This is a genomic window from Streptomyces sp. (genome assembly GCF_031178505.1).
Taxonomy (GTDB): domain Bacteria; phylum Actinomycetota; class Actinomycetes; order Streptomycetales; family Streptomycetaceae; genus Streptomyces; species Streptomyces gulbargensis.
Map to the genome: position 1 here is coordinate 1 of NZ_JAPSIW010000403.1, position 6,357 is coordinate 6,357.

6 protein-coding genes are annotated in these 6,357 nt (G+C 73.2%); 2 read left to right on the plus strand and 4 right to left on the minus strand.

Translation table 11 applies throughout. The features are described from left to right. From RIF68_RS23435 to RIF68_RS23445, 3 genes are all read right to left on the minus strand, one after another. Positions 1-600, minus strand: a 600-nt coding sequence (locus RIF68_RS23435; RefSeq protein ID WP_309053263.1) for a hypothetical protein, incomplete at its 3' end; no start/stop codon positions are given. A gap of 361 nt (positions 601-961) precedes the next feature. Then, positions 962-1,549, minus strand: a complete 588-nt coding sequence (locus RIF68_RS23440) for a hemerythrin domain-containing protein (RefSeq protein WP_309053264.1) — start codon at positions 1,547-1,549, stop codon at positions 962-964. Positions 1,550-1,572: 23 nt separating this feature from the next. Further along, on the minus strand, positions 1,573-2,769 hold the full coding sequence (locus RIF68_RS23445) for a hypothetical protein (protein WP_309053265.1): 1,197 nt from the start codon (positions 2,767-2,769) through the stop codon (positions 1,573-1,575). A gap of 193 nt (positions 2,770-2,962) precedes the next feature. On the opposite strand from RIF68_RS23445, the gene RIF68_RS23450 reads away from it, so the two are divergent. Beyond that, a complete protein-coding gene (locus RIF68_RS23450; RefSeq protein ID WP_309053266.1) occupies positions 2,963-3,445 on the plus strand; it encodes a hypothetical protein in 483 nt (160 codons plus the stop codon). A gap of 76 nt (positions 3,446-3,521) precedes the next feature. Here the strand turns inward: RIF68_RS23450 and RIF68_RS23455 are convergent, their stop codons facing one another. Next, the gene (locus RIF68_RS23455; RefSeq protein WP_309053267.1) at positions 3,522-4,148 is read right to left on the minus strand and encodes an NAD(P)H-dependent oxidoreductase; all 627 of its coding nucleotides are present in this window, start codon (positions 4,146-4,148) and stop codon (positions 3,522-3,524) included. Between the two features lie 116 nt (positions 4,149-4,264). Between RIF68_RS23455 and RIF68_RS23460 the strand changes: the two genes are divergently transcribed. Beyond that, on the plus strand, positions 4,265-6,217 hold the full coding sequence (locus RIF68_RS23460) for a SpoIIE family protein phosphatase (RefSeq protein ID WP_309053268.1): 1,953 nt from the start codon (positions 4,265-4,267) through the stop codon (positions 6,215-6,217). Positions 6,218-6,357 lie beyond the last annotated feature (140 nt).

Genomic DNA, 6,357 nt, shown 5'->3' on the forward strand with positions numbered 1-6,357 from the left:
CCTGCTGGCCCGCCGGCAGCCGGACCGGGCCGGGGAGCTCCTGCGCCTCGGGGAGATGCTGCGGGAGGCGCACCGCTCGCTCGACGGCGCGGGCGCGGACCGGGGCGGCAGGGTGTCCGGGGTGACGACGCCGAAGCCGACCGCCGCTTCCGGCACCTTGGCCAGCCGCCCCCGGGACCACTGCTCGGCGACGTCCGGGTGGGCGAGCACGGCGTGGAGGGTCTGTTCGATCTCGGCCAGGACCGTGTCGCTCACCGACTGCCCCGCCTCGCCGGCCAGCTCCGCCGCCGTCCGGGCGAGAGCGGTGACCAGCCGGTGCTGCTGACGGCTCGCCGTCCGCAGCTGCGCGCCGTCGAGCGAGCGGTGCGCCTCCCGCAGCATCTCCCCGAGGCGCAGGAGCTCCCCGGCCCGGTCCGGCTGCCGGCGGGCCAGCAGGTTCGCCGCCCAGGCCGCGAGCGTGGGACGCCGCAGGGCCGCGATGGCCTTCGCGGCCGCCGGGTCCTTCGCCCGGCGCGCCTCGGCCGCGTACCGGTCGCGCGCCGCCGTGAACTCGCCCGGCGTCAGCCCGTACAGCTCGTCCGTGACCTTCTCGACGTCCACGCGTCCACCCTGCTCCGTCCTCCGGGGCCCTGCCGGCCCGCTTCCGCCGGGTGCCCGCCGGCATCACCCTCCCGGCCGTGACGGGCCCGCCGGCGAAGGCCCGTCACGGCGGAGCGGAAAAGGGCCTGGGCCGGGTCCGCGCCGTCGCGCCCGGCACGCGATCCCCAGTGCTTCGCCCGGGGGCCCCTGCGTCCGCACGCTCTCCCCCGTGGCCCTTCGGGTACGGGAGGCACCCCCGGCGTCACGGGGTCACCGGGGTGCGCCCCGTACGAGGCGCTCCTCCGCCGTGCGATCCTCCCCTCGCCCTCAGCGGGCCCGGGGAGCCGCCAGGCACCGGGCGCCGCTGTTTTCCGGGCACCCCCTAGCCGTCCCCTCCACCCATCGTGCGCCGGATCGCGTCCCGCGCGCGGTCCATCACGGCCGCCACCGGTCCGACGGCGAGGTTCGCGGCGGCGCTCTCGACCCCCGGATGCGGGTGCGTCGGCGCGGTGGCCTCCGCGGCACGGACCGCCTTCGCCATCAGGGCGAGCCGGGCCGGCGAGGTGGTGCGCCGCAGCAGCGCGAACTCGTACCGCTCCTCCGCCCGCGCGTGCACCAGGACCGCGTTGCGCAGTGACAGCAGCGCCGGCACGAAGGCCGGGTCGGACACGTCCATGTCCTCCAGCGCGGTCAGCTTCTCCTTCGCCGCCTTCTCCTCGGCGAGCCGGTCGTCCGCCACCTCCCCGCCGCCGTCGAAGGCGGTACGGGCATGGGGGTGCACGACCTCCTCCTCGGCCGTCTCGTGCACCGCGAGCAGGCGCACCAGACGCCGGAAGGCCTCGGCCCGCGCCTCTCCCTCGGCGGCGCGGACCTCGTCGAACAGGGTGTGGATCTCGCCGTGCTGCCGCATCAGCAGGGCCACCACGTCGTCCCCGGCCACGGGGTCGCCCGTCCGGGCGTGCTCGTCCACGGCCTCGTCCTCCGCGGCCCCCATCAGGCACGCTCGGAGGCGACGGGGTGGGGACCTTCGGTCTCCAGCCGGTAGTCCCGGCCGAACACCTGCCGGTGCTGGTCCATGACGCGGTCGCTCGGCGGGCGCTCTCCGTCGTTCAGCCTCCGCTGCATCTCCTCGAACCGCTCGTGCGCCTCACGCACGTACCCGGCGCCGAGCGTCGTGAGGTCGATCTGCGTGGCCAGCAGCTCGCGCAGATAGGCCTTGTTCGGCTCGAAGGTCAGCACGTTCGGCAACTGCGGCGCGAGCACCTCCTCCGGTTCGCGCCCGTCGTGCCGGCGCATGAGGTCACAGGCGATCCGCAGATGCTCCAGCTCCATGTTCAGGTGCAGCTCCCACAGCGCCTTCACCTTCGGATGGCTCTCCTGCTCCATGAAGGAGTAGTAGAGGTAGCACTCGTTGTACTCGTGGTTGACCAGCTGCTCCCACCACGTCTCGCCCGGGTCGACGAGCGACTCGTAGTGGGTGACGTGCTCCTCCTCGATGAGCCCGATCTCCTGGTAGAGCTGCCGGGCGATCGGCTCCATGTAGGTCGGCCCGGTGTTCATGTAGAAGTTCATCGTCTGCTGCTCCGCCGACATGACGGTCAGCGCGTGCAGCTTCGACAGCGGATCGACCCGGGTCCTGTCGTACGGGTCGCGCACGTTGTCGTAAGGATGGCGGTGGTGCATCCGCGTCGGGCGGCCCGGCATGACCTCCGTGAGGCCGTCCACGATCGACTCGGCCTTGCGGTGCTCGATCATCTCGTACAGGTTGGCGTACCGGTACAGGTGGTCGAAATCCTCCAGGACACCGAACTCGTACGCCTGCCGCAGGTACGGGTCCGGCTCCATCCGGGCGATCCACGCGGTCAGGTCCACCGCCACCTGCTCGTACGCGATCGTCGTCTCCAGGACGGAGGAGACGCCCGGCAGCAGCCAGTTGACCGCCTTCTGCTGCTGCGCCTCGACGTAGCGGACCTCGGCCAGGCTCCGCTTGATCTCCGGGTCGGCGGTGTGCCGGGCGAGCTGGTGGCTGAAGAGGATCGCCTCGACCTCGATGCCGTTCATCGTGATGACCCGGCAGCGGGTGTACGGGTCGGTGGCGTCCGGGTCGATCGGCGCGACGTCGAGCTCGCGCCAGCTGCGCACCTGCCTGTCCAGGGGGATGCCCCGCTGTTCGAGGGGGTTGAACGTCATGTGGCACCGGCCTTTCGGGAAAAGGTTCGTCGGTGAGTCCCCCCACGCGTGCCCGGGGCCACGCCTTCCATCCGTGGGGCGCCCGGGGTCTCACCTCAACGGACGCCTCCTTCCACACCCCTGCCCCGGAGCCGTCCCGCCGTAAGGGGGAGGCGGCCGCCGCGCGTGGGGACGGGCGCAGTGGGTACCCGCCATGAGCCGCGTCACCACCACGGGGAGAGACGACCACCACGAGGAGCTGAGGGCCATGGTGATCCACATCGAGCGGGGGCTGAGGCCGCGCGTCTCGGATCCGTCCCACGTCCTGCGTCAGGGAGTGCACGACCAGATCCTGGGCCTGCTGATGTTCGCGGTCGGGGTGCTGCTCCTGGTCATGCCGATGATCACGGAGACCGGGCCCAAGGACGCGCAGATGAACGAGCTGCTGGTCGGGCTGGTCGTCGCGTTCACCGCCGGGTGGCGCGTCTACCGGGGTGCGGGGCTGTGGTCCGACGCCGTCATCGGCCTCGCGGGCGTCTGGCTGATCGTCTCGCCGTTCGTCCTGGACCTTCAGAACACGGCGGTCCACACGGCCGACCGCATGCTCGCGTTCGTGACCGGCGGCGTCCTGGTGGGCCTGAGCCTGCTGTCCCTGGTCGTCTGGCGCCTCGACCGCAAGCGCACCGGCCGTCCGTAGGCGGCGGACCGCCGACCGCGACGGGGAAGCGCCCCCTCCCGGCGGACCTGGAGGGGGCGCGGCGCGCGCGGAGCGGTCAGGAGGACGGCGGGTACGGGGCGTACTTCAGGCGCCGGGCCAGGTGGGCGGTGTTCGCGGCGAGGGTGCGCGTGGCGCGGGCGGTGGCCTCGGGGACCTTGTCGAGGTCCTGGTAGTCCGTGCCCTGCATCGCCTCGCCCACCCAGTAGGTGACGGCGTTCGCGGCCAGGGTGAAGCCCACGTCGTTCAGACCCTGGAAGAGATCGGCGCTGACCTTGTGGGCGCCGTCCTCGTTGCCGACCACACAGACCGCGGCGACCTTGCCGAACGTGAGCAGCCGGCCCTCGTCGTCCGTCTCGGAGAGCTCCGCGTCCAGGCGTTCCAGGACCCGCTGGGCGATGCTGGAGGGGTGGCCGAGCCAGATGGGGGTCGCGAGGACGAGGATGTCGGCGCCCATGACGGTGTCCCGGATGCCCGGCCAGGCGTCGCCCTCGCCCATGTCGATCTGCACGCCCGGGCGCACGTCGTGGTCGGCGATCCGGATCGTCTTCCCCGTGACGCCGTGCTCGCTCAGCGCGGCCATGGTCTGCTCGGCCAGCAGCTGCGAACTGGAGGGGGCCGGGGACGGGGACAGCGTGCAGACGAGCGCTACGGCCCGCAGGGGCGTGGTGTCGGTGGGTTCCATGGTGTTCCGGATACCCCTGGTTCGGCGGGGCATCCCGGATCTCTTCGTCACGAACCGGGTTATCTCACACCCGGTGGGCTTGCTCCCGCGCCCCCGCGTACTGACATGCTTCGGGTATGGCGGATGTGACGCAGGAGAGCGACGACTTCTTGGCGCGGGTGAGCGCACGGCTGCATGGCGGCTGCGCTCGCGCCGGGGAGAGCCTGCCCGGGGCGGAGGTGGAGCAGGCGAAGGGCGTTCTCATGGCGCTGTCCGGCGCCTCCGCGGAGGCCGCCGAGGCGGAGCTCGTGCGGCGGGCCGTACGCGAGGGCCGTTCCCTGACCGACGAGGCCAGGACGCTGCTGGCGGGCCTGCGCCCCCACGAGGCCACTCCGGGAGCCGGACCGGTCCCGGAGGCGCTGCCGCCCGCCTTCGGGCCGGTGTCCGACCCCCTGGGGCCGGCGTCCGACCCCCTGGGGCCGGCGTCCGACCCCCTCGGGACGACGGCGATCGCCCCGTGGGTGCCCTCGGAATCCTTCGAAGGGGCGGGCGAGCCCGGAGCGGCCGGAGGGGTGGACGGTGCCACCGTGCGGCTGTTCGAAGCACTCCCCGGAATGGTGGTTCTTCTCACCCCGCTGCGCGGCCCCGGCGGGGACGTGACCGACTTCCGCATGGACGCCGCCTCGGCCGGGGCCGTCGACATCCTCGGCGTCTCCGGGCGGGACCTGATCGGGCGGCGGCTCCTGGTGGAGTACCCGCACCTGCGCGGCACCCCGCTGTGGGACGGCTACCTGACCGCGCTCGCGACCTCCACCGTCTGGAGCGGTGAGCCCGTCGAGATGGAGGACGCCGCCGGAGGGGTCGTACGCCTCTCGCGGTTCTCGGTGCGCGCCGCCCCCTGGCGCGGACGGCTGGTCCTGTCCTGGGTCCGGCTCAACGCCGACGTACGTGACCAGCGGCGGCTCGACATCATGCAGCGGCTCGGCAACCTCGGCTGGGCCGACTGGGACGTGGCCGCCGACACCGCCACCTGGTCCGAGCAGGCGTACGCGGTCATCGAGCGCGACCCCGCCGACGGCCCCGTGCCACTCGCGGAGCTGCCCCGCCTGATCGCGGGGGAGGACACCGCGGGCCTGGAGGAGGACGTACGGCGCCTGCTCGCCGACGGTACCCCGGTCGACCGGACCTGCCGGGTCGGCGCCCCGTCCGGGCTCCGGTACGTGCGGCTCGTCGCCGAGGCGGAACGAGCCGCCGACGGCACACCGCTCGAGGTGCGCGGCTTCCTGCAGGACGTGACCGCCACCAAGCGGGCCGAGCAGGAGATCCTCGCGCACGAGCGCAACGCCCACCTGCAGCTCGGCCGGCTGCGCGCCGAGCGGGCGCTGGCGGCCCGGCTCCAGGAGGCGCTGCTGCCCATCGCCCAGCAGACCCGCACCCTGGCGGGGCTCCAGGTCGACGTCGCGTACCGGCCGGCCGAGCAGGGCCTGAACGTGAGCGGCGACTGGTACAGCGCGGTCGAGCTGCCCGACGGCAGCGCGCTGCTGGTCCTCGGGGACGTCGGCGGCCACGGCCTCGACTCCGTCGCCACCATGGCCCAGCTCCGCTTCACCGCCAAGGGCATGGCCGTCACCGGCACGCCGCTGCCGGACATCCTCGCCCGGCTCAACACGGTCCTGCTGCACACGGCGGACGGCCACATGAACACCGCGACCATGATCATGGCCCGCTACCAGCCGGACACCCGCCGCCTCTCCTGGGTGCAGGCAGGGCACCTGCCGCCTCTCATGATCCATGACGGCCTCCCCCTGATCCTCGACCGGCCCGCGGGCGTCCTCCTGGGGGCGACCCCCGACCCCGTCTACACCGAGGCGGTCGTCACCCTCGACCCCGGCGACGAGCTGGTCCTGTACACCGACGGCCTCATCGAGAAGCCGGGCGAGTCCCTCGACGACGGCTTCGCCCGTCTCACCGCCACCGCGGCGGCCACACCTCCCGGCGTGAACCTTCTCGACCATCTGCTCGCCCGGCTCGACGCCCCCGGCGGCCGGCGCGACGACATCTGCGCCCTGCACATCCAGGCCGGCGCCTGAGCGGACGGTGCTCTCCGCGCCGGCAGGTTTCGCGGCGCCGGGCCCGGTCATACGGACCTTCCCGGAAGTGACGATCACTCGGAAAGGAGCCGTCATGGCGGCCGACGAGAAGACGCGGGCCAAGGGCGAGAAGATCAAGG

Coding starts and splice junctions, on each gene's coding strand:
- RIF68_RS23445 (WP_309053265.1), bottom strand. CDS start 2,769: ATGACGTTCAACCCCCTCGAACAGCGGGGCATCCCCCTGGACAGGCAG.
- RIF68_RS23450 (WP_309053266.1), top strand. CDS start 2,963: ATGAGCCGCGTCACCACCACGGGGAGAGACGACCACCACGAGGAGCTG.
- RIF68_RS23455 (WP_309053267.1), bottom strand. CDS start 4,148: ATGGAACCCACCGACACCACGCCCCTGCGGGCCGTAGCGCTCGTCTGC.
- RIF68_RS23460 (WP_309053268.1), top strand. CDS start 4,265: ATGGCGGATGTGACGCAGGAGAGCGACGACTTCTTGGCGCGGGTGAGC.